This is a genomic window from Nostoc sp. DSM 114159, assembly GCF_053470285.1.
Genome location: NZ_JBPFEH010000001.1, coordinates 7,877,533 through 7,895,731 on the forward strand (window position 1 = coordinate 7,877,533; position 18,199 = coordinate 7,895,731).

An 18,199-nucleotide genomic window follows, 5' to 3' on the forward strand; every position below is an offset into this window, starting at 1 on the left:
CAAGGAGATAAACAAAACTCCTAACTCTTAACTCCTAACTCAGCACGGGCTAAACGCCCCGCTTCCGCTAACAGCACTCCTAACGCCCAATGCCCCATAACTAATTCCAATCCTGTTCGTCTTTCTTGCCACGGCTTTTGTAAATTCCACCCAAATCGTGAATTTGACGAGTTTTATCAAAAAGCTCGGCTTCGGTCAAACCCCACTGTTGCAAGACTTTATCTAGGTCTTTTTGAATGTCTCTCGCGCCTGGAAACCCTTGATAGCGCATTCGCAGCCTAGCCAATTCTGCTAAGTTATAGTCTGTTGCCTGTTGAGCGAGTAAAATATCAATAAGGGGGCGATCGCGGTTATAAAGTGGATGTTGTTGGTCTTTCCCGGCCGTTGCTTCAGTCATTGTCAGTCCTGAGTTACAAGTTAGGAGTTAGGAGTTAAAAGTTATAAGTCAAGAGTGATGAGTCTTGGTTTTTAAGTTTAGCCGAGAGCAGAGGAGCAAAAAAGGCAAAAGAAAATAATCTTCTGCACGCAAAAGGTAATTGTAAAATTGATAACTCCTTACTTAATCATAACTCTTAACTCTTAACTCATCACTCCCAACTCACATTAGACGGCAAGTACACCTGATGTCTTACGGCTCTCACCACTGCCACTTAACTTTAAATAAAGTTACATTAGTCCTTAAGAAAATACAAAAAACTTTAGATGAGGGTGAATTTTATCTCACCCAAAGTCCAAGCAGCGAGGAAGCAAGAACCCATTATGTTTGAACACTTCACTTCCGAAGCCATTAGAGTAATTATGCTAGCTCAGGAGGAAGCACGTCGCCTGGGACACAATTTTGTAGGAACTGAACAAATTCTCCTGGGTTTAATGGGAGAAGGAACTGGGGTTGCTGCTAAAGTGCTGGCCGAATTAGGCGTTACCCTCAAAGATGCACGTCGCGAGGTAGAAAAAATTATTGGTAGGGGTTCTGGCTTTGTACCACCAGAAATTCCTTTTACTCCTAAAGTAAAAAGCCTCTTCGAGCAATCGTTTAAAGAAGCTCATAGTTTGGGACAGAATTACATTAACACTGAACACTTACTCTTAGGATTAACCGAGGCGGGTGAAGGTGTTGCCGCCAAAGTACTGCAAAATCTAGGGGTTGACTTTAAAAGTGTCCGCAGTGCGATAGTTCGCCGTTTGGGTGATAATGCACCAGCTTTTGCTGGTAGTGGTAGTCAAAAGCGCACCCAACCGCTAACAATGGAAGAGTTTGGCAGAAATTTGACCAAATTAGCCCAAGAAGGCAAACTCGACCCTGTAGTTGGTCGCCAGAAAGAAATTGAGCGGGCGATCCAAATTCTCGGTCGCCGCACCAAGAATAACCCGGTGTTGATTGGAGAACCAGGAGTTGGTAAAACTGCGATCGCCGAAGGTCTAGCTCACCGGATTATCAACCAAGATGTTCCCGAAAGTTTGCAAGACAAGCAAGTTATCAGCCTCGATATGGGGTCATTGGTAGCTGGAACTCGCTTCCGTGGCGATTTTGAAGAACGCATCAAAAAAGTTGTGGAAGAAGTCCGCACTGTCGGCAATATCATCTTAGTGATTGACGAAATTCACACCTTGGTTGGCGCTGGTGGTACAGAAGGTGGCTTGGATGCAGCCAACATCCTCAAACCTGCCTTAGCACGAGGTGAACTCCAGTGCATCGGCGCAACTACCCTCGATGAGTATCGGAAGCATATTGAGCGCGATGCCGCCCTAGAGCGTCGTTTCCAACCGATTCAGGTTGGAGAACCATCGGTAGAGGAAACCGTACAAATTCTCTACGGCTTGCGCGGTGCTTACGAACAGCACCACAAAGTCACAATTTTGGATTCAGCACTTGTAGCCGCCGCAGAATTATCAGACCGCTATATTAGCGATCGCTTCTTGCCAGATAAGGCAATAGACTTGATTGATGAAGCTGGTTCTCGCGTTCGTTTGCGGAACTCCCAAAGTTCTCCCAATAAAGAACTCAAGCGCGAACTCGCTGGTGTCACCAAAGAAAAAGAAGCAGCAGTCAGAGTCCAAGATTTTGACAAAGCGACACAACTGCGCGACCAAGAGTTAAAACTCGCAGAACAACTGCAAGCAACGTATACATCAAACGAGCAACCTGTCAACTCAACTGTAGTTGACGAAGAAGACATCGCCCAAATCGTTGCCTCTTGGACTGGCGTACCAGTTAATAAACTCACTGAATCTGAGTCAGAGTTGCTTTTACATCTAGAAGACACTCTACATCAGCGGCTCATCGGACAAGAGCAAGCAGTCACAGCTGTAGCTCGCGGTATCCGTCGCGCCCGCGTTGGCTTGAAAAATCCCAATCGTCCGATTGCTAGCTTTATCTTCTCTGGGCCTACTGGAGTTGGTAAAACAGAATTAGCAAAAGCACTAGCTGCCTACTTCTTCGGCGCTGAAGACTCGATGATTCGGCTAGATATGTCCGAATACATGGAAAGCCACACCGTCGCCAAGCTCATTGGTTCGCCTCCCGGTTATGTCGGATACGACGAAGGCGGACAACTTACAGAAGCCGTGCGGCGGAAACCTTACACAGTGCTGCTATTCGACGAAATCGAAAAAGCACACCCAGATGTATTCAATATGCTGCTGCAACTCTTGGATGACGGTCATCTTACCGATGCCAAAGGTCGGAAAGTGGACTTCAAGAATACGCTGATCATTTTGACTTCTAACATCGGTTCTAAGGTGATTGAAAAAGGCGGTAGTGGCTTAGGCTTTGACTTCGACACTCAAGCCGACGCTAGTTATAACCGGATTCGCACCTTGGTAAATGAAGAATTGAAAGCTTACTTCCGTCCTGAGTTCCTTAACCGTCTTGATGAGATTATCGTCTTCACCCAGCTTTCCAAAGATGAAGTTAAGCAAATCGCCGAAATTATGCTTCGCGATGTTGCTAGCCGCTTGACAGAAAAGGGAATTATCCTAGAAGTTAGCGATCGCTTCAAAGAGCTTGTGGTACAAGAAGGTTATAACCCCAGCTACGGTGCTAGGCCATTACGTCGGGCAATTATGCGCCTCTTAGAAGATTCTCTCGCCGAAGCAATGCTGTCTGGTGAAATTACAGATGGAGACACAGCCCTGATTGATGTTGATGATGACTCTCAAGTGAGAGTACGAAAATCAGAAAAACGAGAATTGCTCTTGGCAAATGTTGGCTAATTTTATACCCGATCGCTTTTTACTGTAATATTTGAGAAACAGTCCAGCCTCTTGCGTAGAGCAGAGGCATAAACAGGGTCATCTCAGACAAACATCAAGTGAAATGGTATTATTTCTCACCCCTAGTAGAAATGCTAGGGGTTTTTTTATGCGATTTATAAGGGACTTCCAACTAAAAAAACGTGAGTTCGACAGACCTCTCCCGGACAGCCTCTCTCGCCTAAAAGGAGAGGGAGGAGTAACGAGTAAGGAGGGTTTTTGCTCCCCTCTCCTAGTAGGAGAGGGGCTGGGGGAGAGGTCAAAATCGCACTCGTCGAACTCACGTTAAAAAAATATCCGATCTTGGTGTAGGCAGGGGGGCAGAGAGCAGGAGGTCACTGACGACTGAGCGACTTGCCTTGAGTTTCGACTGCGCGGTAATCGAGCGAAGTCGAGATTCAACTACCGCGAAGTCGAAAGGAGCCGAAGTCTAAAATCTAAAATCCAAAATGGTATTACGGTCTTTTTATAGTTTTCTCCGTTGATTTATGGCTCCTGACTCCTGCCCAAACAGTAAGTGGCTGCCCAACTTGCTTATACAGTAAGCTTTCCATAATTACACCATTATTGTTAGCGGTGAGAGTTTTATTCGGCTGACGCATAGACTCATAAAAGCCGTTGTACCAGCCTTCTTGAGACTTCAGATTGCCTTGAACGAAATCAAATAACTGACTAGTATAAGCAGTGTTATAAAGCACATGCCAGCCGATCGCAGCTTTGGCACTGAGGAATCGCAAATTGTTGTGCTGTTCTCTGGTATCCGCGATGGTTGCCCAAGGTTCTCCGTTGACAAATAGGCTGCTGTAAACAAAGTATGGCGCGCGATCTAAGTTGTCTTCGGTGACGGCGGTTAATTGTTTTGTGGCTTCATAACGCGCGGCTTGGGCAGCTAAAATCCGATCGGCATAAGCTTTAGGCAAAGCTTGAAACCCAGTTTCAATACCATCTAAGATATAGGGTTCGCTAAGAACGTAATTATTGGCTCCAGAGTTTTTATAGTCCCGTTTGTCGTAAGGAATTCCTTGTCCATAAAGATCGACAAAGGCAGTATTGGACTGATAATCTAAAGCTTTATTAACATTCAAACCCCAAAGCTTCAAACCATAAGCAGCATAATTCTCATAGCCCAAGCGACCTTCTTGATTGTATTGTTCTTTGCCTTTGATGACAGCAGTACCAAACATTTGACCGTTTGCGGTCAGACGCTTGACTTGCCAGTGTTTCCAAACTGCTGCTGTTTCTAGTCGCATTTCTGGATACTTTGCCTCGACAATCTTCAGCCAGATTGCCATTCTTCCTAAATCGATGGCTGACCAGCCAATTTCTTCCTGTTTATCTAGTTGACCATAATTAACAGGTACGAGAGTTTTCGCATTGTAAACTTTGTTGGGTAGTTCTCCTTTATATAAAGGCATTGACGCCAGTGTATTCAACATTTTGCTCATTTTGGCTTCAAATTCAGCCGCAGGCACGATGTTGAGTTCTCTAGCACTGACTAAAGCGGCGATCGCTGCTGTCTGATCCCACATACTTATGGAGGCAAAGCCATCAACAGAATTGATCAAGCCGGTTTCATCGTTCCAGTTGCGTTGGAAGTATGACCAAGCAATACGTGCCGTTGTCATTTCTTCTGGGGTCAGTTTTCCAACTCCAGGAGCAACGTATGGAATTATGGCTACTGTTAATTGATTCTTAGGAATGGGTTGACCTGGCAAAACTACGGATTGAGCATCAAGGCTGGCAACTGTTTCAGCATCTTTGACACCAAAGACAGGGGGTTGGGGTTTCTCTGGTTGTAAAGCAATTGGGGATGTTGATATTTCAGCTTTTTTTATAGAAGTATTGGAAAGTTGCTTAGACCAACCATTTAAAAGTGCGATCGCGATCGCAGCGGTAACGACTCCTCCTACAGTAGCTAGTATGGATAAGCTCTTAGGTGGTGGTTGAAAGTCAGAACTCATACTGATTAAAGCCTTATGTTGTAAGTTAAAGTTATTTGCGTAGTTTCACCAAATACATTCTTCCCAACTTTCAAATCTAACTAACACCCAGAAGTCCACCAGACTACTACAATAAAATAGTCACGCACCCGATCTCTGGAGTTCTAGCAGTGGGCTTATTTGATGATTTGAGTCGGTTTCTAGAAAACCGTTTAGAAGAATTCTTGCGTAACAATCCACATTTGGAGTTAGAGGCGCTGCTAGAACAGCTGCGTGAGCAAGAAGAAGACACATTAAGGCTAATCGCAGATTTAAAATTACAAGAGAAGCGATCGCAAGAAGAAATTCTCTCCACCGCGCAAGAAATTCAGCGTTGGCATATCCGCATTCAAAAAGCCAAAAACGCCAATAGAGAGGATTTGGCGGCTGCGGCTCTTGAGCGAGAAGCAGCTCTGTTGCGCGAAGGAAATCAGCGCTGGGGACACATGCAAGGGCTGAAAGAACGCATTAACCAATCTCAGGAATTACTGAAAAAAATTCAGCAACGGCGACAGGAAGTGCAAGCTAAAGCCGCCGAAGCACAAACAGCCCGTGCGAAAGCGCAAACTCAGCAGCGTTCGGAAACCATTGGCTGGTCGAATCAAACTAGCAATTTTTCTAGTAGTTTTGATGACTTAGAAGAAAAGTTCCGTAGCTGGGAAACTCAGGATGAGTTAGAGCAAATGAAGCGGAATATGAAGAAGTAGCGCGTATTGGCTAAAATACGCCGAAATAACAAATGAGTTCGCCGAAATAGCAAATGCGTACTCCGAAATAGCAAATGCGTTCGCCGAAATAGCAAATGAGTTCGCCGAAATAGCAAATGAGTTCGCCGAAATAGCAAATGAGTTCGCCGAAATAGCAAATGAGTTCGCCGAAATAGCAAATGAGTACTCCGAAATAGCAAATGAGTACTCCGAAATAGCAAATGCGTACTCCGAAATAGCAAATGAGTTCGCCGAAATAGCAAATGCGTACTCCGAAATAGCAAATGAGTTCGCAAAAGCAACAAATGCGTTCGCCGAAATAGCTTACTCACTTGGTTTTTCGCGTCAGTTTTATCAGCTAAATTTCTTGTTTAGTCCTCTTTTAGAGGACTTTAGCTATCAGCCCAGAACTTTAGTTCTGGGCGGGATATTTGCTCAGTGTGGGACTTTCACTTGAACAGAAATATTGGCTAGGCTTTGGTCTGCTACTTTGCATTAGCTTGGCAACATTTTACTAGAGGTTGTTTAGCGAAATTCTCTAAATCTATGGATTTAAGCAAATTCATCCACTCCACCGCTAGAGTTGGATCTTCAGGTTTGCTAAGACGTAATTCAGCCAAAGTAGTCAAAGCATCGTACCAAATACCATTCTCGGCATAAAGGTTTACCCGTTGCTGAGGAGTTACTTGCTTCAAGCTATCTACTAATTGAGGATTTGGATTGACTCGTTGCACCCATCCTTCCACATACTCTCGTTCTGGAGGTTGTTGGGGGTTGCAAATGATTTTTATCTTAAAAAACCAGTGATACATCTTGTCTACTTGCAATGGGGAAGTATTTGCATTTAAGGGAATGCTAACAATTCCTGGTACTTCTGGTATTGTTACCATTGTTCGGTAAAGAGTTTGACTTGATTTACCTGACTCATCTTTGACAACAAACTCAATGGAATCAATTAGAGATTTTTGATAGGGAACAAAAAACCAAAAACTTGGATATTCCTCATTCGTCAAACCCCAAACTTTAGTAACAGAAATAGCTTCTGTTTGCCCTTGATTTAATGTCTGTTTGTATATAGGTACAAGTGCAACTACAGACTGATTTCCAACACCACAACCGCGACTTGCAGCCCCGCCGCGATCGCCTGCTGCACCCCTGTCTGGAGGAGGCGGAGGAGGCGAAAATTTCTGAGGAGTGACCGCCGCAACTGGTGTCATCCAAATCATTGGAGAATAGCCGATAATTCCCCACAAAGTCATTCCCACTGCCGCGATTAATTGCATTTGCCAATAGCTTTTCATAAAACCTCCTAACACTTGCTTGCTGAACGGCGATTTTCATGCTTAGAGAATGTTTGAAAAGGGTTGTATAACATATTAAATTCTGACATTACCCCCCCAACCCCCCTTATAAAGGGAGGCTTTAAGAGATTATTTTCCCCCCCTTTCCAAGGGGGGTTAGGGGGGGTATTAGATACTTTGGGTAACAAATATAGCTTTCCAAACATCCTCTTACAATTGGCGTTATTATTAATTTTTAAATTTCATGTTTAAGTAAGTTGTAGCTATTAAACTATTTACTACTAAAGCCAACATAGCAGGAATTAGCGGAACCCAACAACTATATACAATTAAAAATATAAAACAGCTAACGTATAAACTAATAATGGCTATTCCTCCTGCCAAGCTTAAGTAAATGAATCGGTGCAGATAAGCAGTAAATAAACCGCCTAAAAAAGACCAACCCCAAACCCAAATTACCTCACCCCAAAGCGGCCAAGTCCACAACAGAGGTTGTCCGTCCAAAGCAGCCCTGAGCAGTTGACTGACCATCTGGGCTTGTAAAAATACTCCTGGTATTGCGTGTAATTTTCCTTGAGGAGTGACGTAGGGAGTTAACCAGTAATCACCAAAAGTTTCTGCTGTTGTGCCAATAATGACTATTTTGCCTTTGACTGCATTGGCATTTAGCTTACCCCTTAACACTTGTTGTAAGGTCATACTTGGTGCGTTGGCGAAGCCTACCGAAGGTATCGCTTCTGGTGAAGGAGAAGAACGATAATTTAAGAAAATTTGGTGTCCAAAAGCATCAACTCCTTGATAACCTCCGGTATGAGTTTCTATTGGTTTAAATGTCACCTTCCCTAATTGCCATGCGCCATCAGGGGTAAATTGCAACCGAATTCCTTTTGTATACAGGTAACGCAGCGCCAGTTGAACATTCAAGGCATAGGGCGCAGTACAAGGAGATGAGGGCGCAGGAGTTAACGCTAACAGCTGGCGACGCACAACATTATCTGAATCGATGGCAATATCGCTAAAACCGAGATTATGTGAAGAAACTTCTGGGGGTGGTTTTACACCTGGTTTTCCGGCTTGATAATCGCTGAGTTGACACACCCCGACAAAGCGATCGCTTTTTCGCATCCTTGTTGCCAATGCTGGATAATCCTTACCCACTGGATAATCTCGGTATATATCCAAACCAATAACTTGGGGTTGATATGCCTCTAATTTTTCTAACAGTTTGGCAAGTGATTTATCTGACAACGAACCTTGAGGTTTTTCTGGTTTTTGCGCCTGGACATCTTCTTCAGTTACAGTGACAATCAGTAGGCGTGAGTCTGGTTTTTCAGCAGGGCGCAAGCGTATCAGTTGGTCAAATGCACTTAACTCTAATGTTTGCAGCACGCCCAAATACCTTACCCCGATTAATATTCCAGTGACTACCATGCTCGTTAGTAATATTAATGAGAAGCCAAGCCGATTTGTGGTTCTTCTAACAGGCGTGGTTTGAGACAAAGATACCGGAAGATTGGGTGGATTTCTAAACAATTCCCGCCAATTCAACGGCGTCTCAGCCGGATTTTGAAAGATGACAGGTAACCATGTCGCACAGGGAAATTGGTTTTCTAGTCCCTGTAACCTTTCTCGTGCTTCCCTGACCGCTAAATACAACGAGCCTCCCCGCGCAAAGGCTTCTAAAAAATACTTTAAAAACTGTTGCGCTACGCGATCGGGTACAGGCTCTCGCATCACGATAATTTGGGGAATATGTAAATCTGCAAACTCCCATGCCAATCCTAAGCCATCACAGGAATTGAAAATCGCTAGTTTTAGACCTCGCTCTACTGCCTTTTTTAAGGCATACTTTAACTGGCTAATTGTGAGACTTTCAGTTTGATTGATGTAGATTTTTCCGGTTTGATTCGTTTCCTGAGTGAAACTATGTCCGGCGAAAAATAGAATCTGCCAATTCTGCTCCCATAGCTGGTCGGTCAAGTCAAGACATTGTGGTTCAACTAAAAAAGTGATATCTGTATTGGGTAACAAATTAAGCAGCGCTTGGTCTGCTTTGGTATCAATACCTTGACTGTTACCCAAAATCGCTAAGATTTTTACTTTGTCGGATGTAGTTGCTATGCGGTTAAGGTTGACTTGTTCGTAGGCAGGAGCGCTCAGGGCGATTTCCGCTTGGGGATAGCGTTCTAGCAAATCCCAAAGATGCCAGGGAAATTTCTGTAATCGCAGGTCTTTGGTTTGTAAAAGCATCCGAATATTATCCGCAAGCATGAGTTTTTCTAACAATTTCTCGCGGATGGAACGAAAGGAATCGGAAGCAAGCCAAGCATTAAAACTGACTTTAAATTCCTCACTCACCTGCTGACAGTATTCGAGGCTGGGGGCTTGGTTAAGTTCTTTAGCTAAACCAATCGGACGAGATGGCAGCCTTAAATTACGATAAATAGATTGCCAACGGTGATAATCGCGAAGAATTTCCGGGTTGGGGGGTAGCTCACCTGTGATTTCCACAGTCGGGCGGACATTTTCATCGCCAATCTGTAGAGTCACGGTAAACCCTTGTTCAAAGTTTCCCTCCCCTAACTTTAAGATGATTAACTTGTCCACAGCTAGTTCTCCCTAGATGTTGAGTATGTCCGTAGGGATATGGCAGTGCCCATTGGTGTCAACTTGAGCTTAAACGCTTGTTGCACATAGGCTTTACCCCACCCTAGCCCTCCCCTTGTAAAGGGGAGGGAACTGGATTTCCGGCTTCCCCCCTTTGCAAGGTTAGTTAGTGGGCGACAATTCACCAGCCCCTTTAAGAGGGAACTGGATTTCCGGCTTCCCCCCTTTACAAGCGATGCCCTGAGCTTGTCGAAGGGGGGGGATTGAGGGGGGTAATTCGACTTGTGTGTACACCGAAGCCCCAAGGCATGGAGGAGGGGCAGTTTTGGCTTTAGACAAAACCGAGGTGGGGTGACGCTGTGAGTAACCATAAGCGAATGAACTCAATATCACGTCTTGACAAAGGTTTCAGGTTAAATTGACACCTATGGGCACTATCGTGCCCTTACACCCTGCTATATATCTTGGTTGCTAAATGAATTGCCTACTGTGTGTAGTTAAATTCAGTGTAAGAGCAAATAATACAAGCTAAACATGAATATTTTTGAAGGTAAAACTTAAAACCGCAAAATCTCTCGGTCATAATCTTCAGGAGTGGGTTCTATTTCCCAAACCAATCCTTCTCCTAGTTCCAAAATTACTTCCAAATACAACATATCTACAGCAGTTGTTGCCGTATCTTGATTATTTTCAAAAGCTTGTAAATCTTCCGTTAGTAATCGGAGTTTAAATCCAGCCGGAATTTGACTATCAACAGTTGTACTTCGCAATTCAAAACGCCAAACATAATCCTCAGAAGCGCTTTTAGGGAAAATGCGTAACTCGTATGTTTGCTCTGCAACTATTATTTGCCGAGACAAGCCGAGAAGTGTTTCTGCACTCCGCATTCCGGCAGGTACCACAAGGAATTCTCTTTTTTCCCATCCCCACTGTTGAGCTAAATTGGCTACTCCTGTCTGTAACCATTGCGGAATCGATCGCTGTATGAGTAAACCCTGACGCAGTTCATACAACTTTTTTCGCCAACCGCTATGTGCCAAGAGCGCACCCCAGAGTGAAAATGGAACTGCTAAACGTGGGAATTTGACATTGCGATCGCCCAATCTTTCTAAAAGGTTTTCCGCCTGAATTTTGGTAATAGAATCTATTGGTGCAATCTCGGCACGTAAGGCTTCTGACCGATCGAGTTGCCGTGTAACCCACAATACATTAATATCTGGAATTAAATTTTCACTTTCCAAGCTGTAAGTGCGATCGCCAGCATCATAAACCCCTTTTGTTTTCAGAATTTGATGGGTTGTATAACCACAAATTTTTATCCAACCATCATCAGGATTAACTTGTACTGCTATGTAATAATCAGCAACCCACTCTGGTATATCTACCCATTCTTGGGGTACGCGTAACTCATCGTCATCTATTGCCAAAGTGGGAATTAATACCAGGCGATCGCGATCGAAAGTAATAGCTGTGCCATTGACTACTTCCCAAAAACTCGGCAATGTCGCACTGTTAGGATAAACCTTGGCGCCGGGAGCAATTTCCTCTTTGAACCAAGGCAAAAATGCTTGCAAGCATTTTTGATTTATCCACCCACGTTGACAAGCACCAGCTGTTGAGTATGGTTGTTCTTGCACTTCTGGAGATTGGGTAATTTCCAAGTATAAATGCTGTGAGTCAATGGTGAATGGGGCAGGTGGGTTCAACATAAATTATTTTAGAATGGCTTCATATAAAGACCATGTTAGGGAGAGGGGAGGCATTGTGGGGTAAAGGGAAAAGGGTAAAGGGTAAAGGTATAGAATTTTCCCTTACTCAGTAACCTTTAACATGCACCCCAACATCTTGGCATTTGTTACTTTTGCAAGATGTCTACTGAATCTGGGTATGGCTATATTGGACTTTCAGCCATTCCTCTAAACTTGTGTTTATGGCATCTACTACGTCGGATTTAGGGGAAATATGCAAGGTGTTTTGACTCCATTGTGTGAGAGTCAGGAGCAATGACTTTTTAATGCTGCTCAGGCGACGAGAAACAGTATATTGCTTCATTTCTAGCTGGGCAGCAATTTCTTGTTGAGTCAGTTGTTGAACGTAGTAAGCTTGTAGTACTTTTTGGGACTCAGCATCGAGTGCAGCGATCGCTTTGTGCAAAACTTGGTTTAACTGAGCTTGCTGCGATCGCATATTCACAGCTTCTTCCTGCTCAATAATTTCCGTTAGTAAAGATGTTTGCAAATCTACAGGCAGTATATCTAATAAATTACCTTCATCTTCTTTGAGGGGAGCGTCTGCGGAAACAAATTTAGGATAGAGTAAATTACGGGCAGCTTTAGCAGCAGATAATACCCAGGTTTCTATGGTTTGTTGATTGACGACGGCAGAGGGCGAACTCAATCGGCCCAAACGTTCTGCATTATAAAGATGACTAATAGCCTCCCAAGTCTGAGCATCTGGTTTGGCAAGCTGACGAATTTTTGTATTGTCACCTGTGTAGAGTTCCTTAAAGCATTCCCAGGCTAAAACATAACTCTCGATGCTTTCTTTGTTAAATCCGGCATTTTCTAATGACTGCACTAGTCGTTTGTGGCTGAGTTTGTGCAATAATGCCCAGTCTGAGCAAATGTCTGCTTCCCGTTGTAAGCGCACTGCATCTTTGATAATCGATTCAAAAGTTAATTGTGCGTAAGCTTTTAAATGCGAACTGTATTGAGGGTTGAAAGTTTTGAGGATTTTGTTAATATGAGCGATCGCCATCTGAAAACAATCGGCTACAGACGATTGCGTGGGAAAGTTGAGGGCGAATTTTCTAGCAGTCCAATAGCACACCTCTTGTAAATAAGCAGAAATATGTGCCTGTGCCACAGCACTAGATTGAGTCTGCCAAACTCTATACCAGTAAAGCGCCCAAAAGGTATCTGATTTCTCAGTTGACGACTCCTCCAGGCAAAATTTCATACTACGTCGCAGTTTGGCATCTGTTGCCCAACCACTAAATTGATCTAGATCGAATTGCACAAACGTAGAAAAGATTTCAATAATGCCCTGTCGGGGTTGCATGGAATACTTGCCGTTGTTTGAAACATAGCTGATTACAATTATACAGCCATAGGTACAAAAGCTAATTCCTTGCTGCGTAAGGATTTTACAGATTTTTCAAAAAATTTTTCATCCAAGTGCATAAAAACTAAAAGTCATCGTAGAGAGTGATATGCAGAGAAATTCATTTAAAAAGATGCTTTCTTTGGGGACTAGCGGAATCATTGAATAAGTTCGTTAAAGACAGAACAAAATTTCGATAGTTACAGCCGCAAATTTATTCCCCAAATATGCAACTTCTTAAAAGTTACCTAATTATCTCTGCATCATCTAATTAACAAAGAGAGAAAAACCATGTTAACTAATCAAAGCTGCCTAGAATCTTTTGGTTTAATTGAAGAACTTGACGAACAAGCTGCTGAAACAATTAGTGGCGGTTACGAAGTTTTTGAAGTTAAAAACAAAACGGGATACAATATTCCCTACACCGTCGATGGTACAACAACAGGCGATCCATCACCTGGCTCCGATCGTATATGGACTGCTTACAGTGGAGGAATCATTGAATTTGACTCTGACGGTCGAAGTGGCTACGAGCAATACAAAAAATACAATTTGGCCGATGGAGGAGTGTATGAGTTTCAAGACAACCTAAGTACTCCTGGCAATCCATATGATATCGAACTCTATCGGGTAGACTAATCTGCAATTCTCAAGTAGATTTACTGATTTGAATTTTCGAGGTTAGAGTTAAGGGACTGACAAATAATAAAATATCCCAATATTTCTTGTAGGATGGGCGTCTCGCCCGTCCTGCGAACTGGGCGCTCATGTTGCCATTGGTGTCAACTTAACATCAAACCGAACGTCCGCCAGGGATTAAAATCCCTGTCTGATAGCAAAAGTCCTCACTCAGAGGACTGAAGATTACAGTCCATTTTAATGGACTTGGGTTATTAGACCGCCGTTTTAACGGTGGGCGGACGCACAACTCAAAAATCTGGGCTAAAAAGCTGAATACAATATAACGTCGGGGCAAGTGCCCCGATTTTTCCATGCATAAGGATTTGCCAGATTTTTCAAAATAGTTCTGCTGCAAGTGCATAAAAACTCAAAGTATTCGTAAAGAGTAATATGCAAAGAGATTGAGCTAGTAAATACCACAAAAAAATGCTGTTTTTGGGTTAATTGCTAAATCATTGGATAATTTCGTCAAACACATACTGATTTGAATTTCTGAGGTTAGTTATTTATCAAGGAACACAAATTTATGACCTCAACTACAACTTATACTTACAATACCAATGGCGATGTAATATCTAACAATATAGATACCAACAGTGATGGAACAAAAATACCTTCGCCAAAAAAAGAGAAAGTTAAAAAACTCGGTTTTGGATTATCAACACTTGTAGCTCTGTCAGTGATTCCGATTTCAGTTGTAACCATGCCGTTAGTGCTAAACCAGCCAGCGCAAGCTCTATGTATTGCCTCTCCAGACTTCAATGGAATTTGGCATTCGGATGATGGAGGCACCTATTACGTTAGGCAAATTGGCAATGAAATTTGGTGGCTGGGAATGAGCGCTGATGACGGAAGAACCTGGACTAATGTATACAAGGGAACAAGAATTGGCGATACGGTTATCGGGCAATGGGCTGATGTCCCTAGAGGTGGAATCCGCTCTGGAGGAATTCTTAATTTGAGTGTTCCACCAGGCTGGAACGGAAGTGTCCCAGAATTTAGCAGAAACTATGTTACTGGGGGTTTTGGCGGCTCTAAGTGGTTCCAATCTTGCAATGACGTAATCCTCAACCCTATTTAGCCAATTTTCGATCGCAGTGCATAAAGACTAAAAGTAATCGTAGAGAGTGATATGCAGAGAAGTTCATTTAAAAAGATGCTTTCTTTGGAGACTAGCGGAATCATTGAATAAGTTTGTCAAAAACAGAACAAAATTTCGATGATTACAGCCGCAAATTCATCCCACAAATATGCAACTTTTTAAAAGCTACTTAATTATCTCTATACGATCTAATTAACAAGGTAGGCTAATCTCCAATTCTTAAGTGTATTTAGTAAATTACAATCAAGGATAAAAACCATGTCAAAAATCATTTCTACTAACGCTGCTGTTGTTGCTCAAGAACAACTTTTCACTAACCTAACACCAGAAGAAGCGTCTGTCATTGAAGGAGGATATAACCTCTATGTAAGTAGTATAGTTTGTCTGAAAGATGGTGCAGATACTTTTAGCCAAGATGACGTTTATGCTAACGTCACTGTTGACGAGATAACCAGTAAACTCAATGTAGGTGGTATGAGTGCAGGAGATGGTAAAAATCTCGGTTGGGAATTTACCTTCTTTGAAAATGCAGAAATCAGCTTTTTCGATAGTGATTGGCCGGACTCTGATGACGCTTTAGGCGGTTTTTCCGTCTCCGGCCCAACAAACGGTATACAAAGAACTACTATAAGTGGGGGCGGTTCTAGGTACAGAGTATCTTACTCAGTCAGTTGAAAAGGTTACAAACCGACCGGAGTAGTACCATTTTGGATTATTAGATTTTGGATTGTAAAAGAGTTAGTGAATAAGGGAACTCCAAGAAATAAATTATCCAATATTGTGGCGTGGGCAATATGAGCGCCCAATAAACAAAGGCGGGCGAGACGCCATTGGTGTCAACTTAACGTGAAACCGAACGTCCGCCAGGGATTAAAATCCCTGTCTCATAGCAAAAGTCCTCACTCAGAGGACTGAAGATTACAGTCCATTTTAATGGACTTGGGTTATTAGACCGCCGTTTTAACGGTGGGCGGACGCACAACACCCAACGAGTACGTTATTTCTGGCTTAAGTTGACACCACTGGCTTTTCGGCCCACCCCACAATAAATAATTGAATATTTTTTATTTGGAAGTCCCTAAACTTTTGGACAATCCATATATCGCAATCATTTTTCAAATTGGTAGAACTTTCCAAAAATAGCTTAGTACTTAGATATTTAGGTTTCACAAACTAAATATCATCTTTAGTCGGGGTTTTCTCCCCGACTTCTCTTTTTCCATTACCATTTGTTTTGACAATGAAATACCAAATAGTCCTTCAACACAGTGAAGAAGACTGTGGCGCAGCGAGTCTTGCCACAATTGCCAAACACTACGGACGCACATTTACCCTCAACCGCGTCCGAGAAGCCGTAGGCACTGGTTCTAGAGGAACATCCTTGCTAGGATTGAAACGGGGTGCAGAAGTACTAGGATTCAACGCCCGCCAAGTTAAAGCTAGTCCCCAACTAATCGACCAATTAGATCGAGCTCCCTTACCAGCAATTATCCACTGGAAAGGCTACCACTGGGTCGTATTATACGGGCAAAAAGGCAAAAAATACGTCATTGCCGACCCTGGTGTTGGTATCCGTTATCTTACCCGTCAAGAGTTAATGACGGGTTGGAATAATGGCGTAATGCTGCTGCTGACTCCAGACGACAGTCGTTTTTATCAACAAGAGTCAGATAAAATTGGCGGTTTGGGAAGATATCTGCAACGGGTTTGGCCTTATCGTTCTATTCTCGCTCAAGCGATCGCCATTAACATCGCTATTGGATTGCTTTCTTTGGCATCTCCCTTCATGATGCAACTGCTCACCGATGATGTCTTAGTACGAGGTGATACCCAACTACTAACGACTGTGGCCATTGGCGTTATCGGCATGAACTTAATTAGAAGCGCCATTAGTTTAGTTCAATCTCACCTGATCGGTCACTTCGGTCAAAGATTGCAATTAGGATTAATTCTAGAATACGGACGCAAACTCTTACATTTACCCCTATCATATTTTGAAGGACGACGCAGTGGGGAAGTTGTCAGCCGTATTGCCGATGTCAAAGCTATCAATAATTTAGTTTCCCAAATTGTCCTCGGATTACCTAGTCAATTCTTTATTGCGGTAATTTCCTTGGGTTTGATGCTTTTTTACAGTTGGGAACTAACTCTTGCTTCTATAGTTGCATTTATGGTTGTCACGGGTGTTAACCTGCTTTTCTTACCCGCGATGCGCCAGAAAACCCGAAATCTAATTGTTTCAGGTACAGAAAACCAAGGCTTTTTAGTAGAAACATTTCGCGGCATCCAAGTATTAAAAACTACCCAAGCCACTCCCCAAGCTTGGTCAGAATACCAAGGAAATTATGGTCGCCTTGCCAATTTGGGCTGGAGTACGATGAAATTGGGACTGTATAGCAGTACGGTTACTGGCATTCTTTCCACATTCATTAGTATTAGCATCCTTTGGATGGGTAGCTATTTAGTCATTAATCACACCTTAACAATCGGTCAATTAATGGCATATAACGGTATGAGTGGCAACTTTCTTGGCTTCTTAGGTGCTGCCATCGGTTTAGTAGAGCAGTTTATCACAGCCCAAATAGTCCTGCAACGGATGACAGAAGTGATTGACGCTACCCCAGAATCCGAAAATGATTTTAAAAAGCCTTGGGCAGAAATTCCTGGAAATGCAGATATTACTTGCACTGAACTTAACTTTCATCATTCAGGTAGAGTTGACCTCCTACAAGATTTTTCCTTAACTATTCCTGGTGGTAAAGTTATTGCTTTAATTGGCAAATCTGGCTGTGGTAAAAGTACCCTGGCAAAATTGCTGACTGGTTTATATAAAGTTGAGTCTGGGAATATTCGTTATGGTATTTATAATCAGCAAGATTTATCTTTAGAATGTTTACGTCAACAAGTGGTATTAGTTCCCCAAGAACCCCACTTTTGGAGTCGTTCGATTATTGATAACTTCCAGTTTAGCTATCCCCATATTAGTTTTGAAGATATTGTCAAAGCTTGTCAAATTGCAGGTGCAGATGAATTTATTAGCAAACTCCCTGATAAATATCAAACTGTTTTAGGAGAATTTGGGGCAAATCTTTCTGGTGGACAACGCCAAAGATTAGCTATAGCCAGAGCCATAGTTACTCAGCCACCAGTCTTAATTTTAGATGAATCCACAGGCGCACTCGACCCAGTAAGCGAAAGACAAGTATTAGATAGACTTTTATCCCATCGTCAAAATCAAACGACTATTTTAATTAGTCACCGTCCCAAGGTGATACAGAGAGCAGATTTAATTGTATTTTTAGAACAAGGGCGCTTAAAAATCCAAGGTACACCAGAAGAATTGCGCTCTTTACCTGGCGAACATTTAGATTTCTTAGATGATATTTTTACTTACCATAATGGGTTGGCGCTGATATCTTCCCCGGCTCATCATAACGGTAAAACTGCCACCATTAATTAAGATAATTC

12 protein-coding genes are annotated in these 18,199 nt (G+C 42.8%); 6 read left to right on the forward strand and 6 right to left on the reverse strand.

The features are described 5' to 3' along the window. Positions 1 to 100: 100 nt before the first annotated feature. On the reverse strand, positions 101 to 397 hold the full coding sequence (locus ACR5KR_RS33165; protein ID WP_448269572.1) for a DUF3288 family protein: 297 nt from the start codon (positions 395 to 397) through the stop codon (positions 101 to 103). A gap of 362 nt (positions 398 to 759) precedes the next feature. Between ACR5KR_RS33165 and ACR5KR_RS33170 the strand changes: the two genes are divergently transcribed. Then, positions 760 to 3,213 carry an ATP-dependent Clp protease ATP-binding subunit gene (locus ACR5KR_RS33170; protein WP_448269574.1) on the forward strand — a complete coding sequence of 818 codons (2,454 nt, stop codon included), beginning with the start codon at positions 760 to 762 and terminating at the stop codon, positions 3,211 to 3,213. 494 nt (positions 3,214 to 3,707) lie between these two features. Here the strand turns inward: ACR5KR_RS33170 and ACR5KR_RS33175 are convergent, their stop codons facing one another. Further along, a complete protein-coding gene (locus tag ACR5KR_RS33175) occupies positions 3,708 to 5,213 on the reverse strand; it encodes a DUF3131 domain-containing protein (RefSeq protein WP_448269575.1) in 1,506 nt (501 codons plus the stop codon). 149 nt (positions 5,214 to 5,362) lie between these two features. On the opposite strand from ACR5KR_RS33175, the gene ACR5KR_RS33180 reads away from it, so the two are divergent. Then, a complete protein-coding gene (locus tag ACR5KR_RS33180; protein ID WP_448269577.1) occupies positions 5,363 to 5,938 on the forward strand; it encodes a TIGR04376 family protein in 576 nt (191 codons plus the stop codon). A gap of 485 nt (positions 5,939 to 6,423) precedes the next feature. Here ACR5KR_RS33180 and ACR5KR_RS33185 read toward each other — a convergent pair whose 3' ends face one another. From ACR5KR_RS33185 to ACR5KR_RS33200, 4 genes are all read right to left on the reverse strand, one after another. Beyond that, a complete protein-coding gene (locus ACR5KR_RS33185; protein ID WP_448269579.1) occupies positions 6,424 to 7,239 on the reverse strand; it encodes a DUF928 domain-containing protein in 816 nt (271 codons plus the stop codon). A 228-nt stretch (positions 7,240 to 7,467) separates the two neighbouring features. Beyond that, positions 7,468 to 9,846: a CHASE2 domain-containing protein gene (locus ACR5KR_RS33190; RefSeq protein ID WP_448269581.1), complete on the reverse strand. Its 2,379-nt coding sequence runs from the start codon at positions 9,844 to 9,846 to the stop codon at positions 7,468 to 7,470. Between the two features lie 557 nt (positions 9,847 to 10,403). Next, positions 10,404 to 11,555, reverse strand: a complete 1,152-nt coding sequence (locus ACR5KR_RS33195) for a DUF1822 family protein (protein ID WP_448269583.1) — start codon at positions 11,553 to 11,555, stop codon at positions 10,404 to 10,406. A 163-nt stretch (positions 11,556 to 11,718) separates the two neighbouring features. Further along, positions 11,719 to 12,906: a sigma-70 family RNA polymerase sigma factor gene (locus tag ACR5KR_RS33200; protein ID WP_448269585.1), complete on the reverse strand. Its 1,188-nt coding sequence runs from the start codon at positions 12,904 to 12,906 to the stop codon at positions 11,719 to 11,721. 333 nt (positions 12,907 to 13,239) lie between these two features. Between ACR5KR_RS33200 and ACR5KR_RS33205 the strand changes: the two genes are divergently transcribed. The 4 genes from ACR5KR_RS33205 (at position 13,240) to ACR5KR_RS33220 (ending at position 18,191) form a co-directional block, all read left to right on the forward strand. Then, positions 13,240 to 13,587: a hypothetical protein gene (locus ACR5KR_RS33205; RefSeq protein ID WP_445629422.1), complete on the forward strand. Its 348-nt coding sequence runs from the start codon at positions 13,240 to 13,242 to the stop codon at positions 13,585 to 13,587. A 568-nt stretch (positions 13,588 to 14,155) separates the two neighbouring features. Further along, positions 14,156 to 14,710: a hypothetical protein gene (locus ACR5KR_RS33210; protein ID WP_448269587.1), complete on the forward strand. Its 555-nt coding sequence runs from the start codon at positions 14,156 to 14,158 to the stop codon at positions 14,708 to 14,710. A gap of 279 nt (positions 14,711 to 14,989) precedes the next feature. After that, the gene (locus tag ACR5KR_RS33215; protein WP_448269589.1) at positions 14,990 to 15,406 is read left to right on the forward strand and encodes a hypothetical protein; all 417 of its coding nucleotides are present in this window, start codon (positions 14,990 to 14,992) and stop codon (positions 15,404 to 15,406) included. A gap of 565 nt (positions 15,407 to 15,971) precedes the next feature. Next, positions 15,972 to 18,191, forward strand: coding sequence for a peptidase domain-containing ABC transporter (locus ACR5KR_RS33220; protein WP_448269591.1), 2,220 nt, complete (start codon positions 15,972 to 15,974; stop codon positions 18,189 to 18,191). Positions 18,192 to 18,199: the final 8 nt, after the last annotated feature.

Bases quoted from the DNA above. Each gene is read 5' to 3' on its own strand.
- ACR5KR_RS33165 (WP_448269572.1), bottom strand. From the start codon at position 397: ATGACTGAAGCAACGGCCGGGAAAGACCAACAACATCCACTTTATAAC.
- ACR5KR_RS33210 (WP_448269587.1), top strand. From the start codon at position 14,156: ATGACCTCAACTACAACTTATACTTACAATACCAATGGCGATGTAATA.
- ACR5KR_RS33195 (WP_448269583.1), bottom strand. From the start codon at position 11,555: ATGTTGAACCCACCTGCCCCATTCACCATTGACTCACAGCATTTATAC.
- ACR5KR_RS33185 (WP_448269579.1), bottom strand. From the start codon at position 7,239: ATGAAAAGCTATTGGCAAATGCAATTAATCGCGGCAGTGGGAATGACT.
- ACR5KR_RS33200 (WP_448269585.1), bottom strand. From the start codon at position 12,906: ATGCAACCCCGACAGGGCATTATTGAAATCTTTTCTACGTTTGTGCAA.
- ACR5KR_RS33220 (WP_448269591.1), top strand. From the start codon at position 15,972: ATGAAATACCAAATAGTCCTTCAACACAGTGAAGAAGACTGTGGCGCA.
- ACR5KR_RS33215 (WP_448269589.1), top strand. From the start codon at position 14,990: ATGTCAAAAATCATTTCTACTAACGCTGCTGTTGTTGCTCAAGAACAA.
- ACR5KR_RS33205 (WP_445629422.1), top strand. From the start codon at position 13,240: ATGTTAACTAATCAAAGCTGCCTAGAATCTTTTGGTTTAATTGAAGAA.
- ACR5KR_RS33175 (WP_448269575.1), bottom strand. From the start codon at position 5,213: ATGAGTTCTGACTTTCAACCACCACCTAAGAGCTTATCCATACTAGCT.
- ACR5KR_RS33170 (WP_448269574.1), top strand. From the start codon at position 760: ATGTTTGAACACTTCACTTCCGAAGCCATTAGAGTAATTATGCTAGCT.